This is a genomic window from Pseudoalteromonas sp. TB25 (assembly GCF_000497995.1).
GTDB lineage: Bacteria > Pseudomonadota > Gammaproteobacteria > Enterobacterales > Alteromonadaceae > Pseudoalteromonas > Pseudoalteromonas distincta.
Genome location: NZ_AUTI01000032.1, coordinates 1 through 547 on the forward strand (window position 1 = coordinate 1; position 547 = coordinate 547).

Genomic DNA, 547 nt, shown 5'->3' on the forward strand with positions numbered 1-547 from the left:
GCCAATAAGTACTGTAAATTTAGGCACATCAGCACACGAAACCGCCATCACCATTTTAGCGCCGTGCTTTGCAATGCCTTCGGCTTCGTATTTTTTACCCACCATAAAGCCGGTAATATTTTGTAAAAACACTAAAGGAATATTGCGCTGAGCACACAGTTGAATAAAGTGCGAGCCTTTTTGCGCCGACTCACTAAATAAAATACCGTTATTAGCCACTATGCCCACAGGGTTGCCATAAATGCTGGCAAAGCCTGTCACCAGTGTTTCGCCAAAGTAACGTTTAAATTCATCAAAAGACGAGTCATCGACAGTGCGGGCTATTACTTCACGCACATCAAATGGCTTTTTAAGATCAGTACCAACAATGCCGTAAAGCTCGTTAATATCGTAACGCGGTGGTTTTACATCTTCTAGCTCTTGTTTAAGTAACGGCGCGGTCGGACGTGTGTAATTAATTCGCTCTATACATTGGCGTGCAATTGATAATGCATGCGCATCATTTTCAGCAAAGTGATCGGCAACACCCGACACTTTACAGTGCACA

At 43.3% G+C, this 547-nt stretch carries 1 protein-coding gene; it reads right to left on the minus strand.

Annotated elements, in window-relative coordinates; translation table 11 throughout:
• Nucleotides 1-547, minus strand: a 547-nt coding sequence (locus L652_RS0100620; RefSeq protein WP_024603179.1) for a carboxyl transferase domain-containing protein, incomplete at both ends; no start/stop codon positions are given.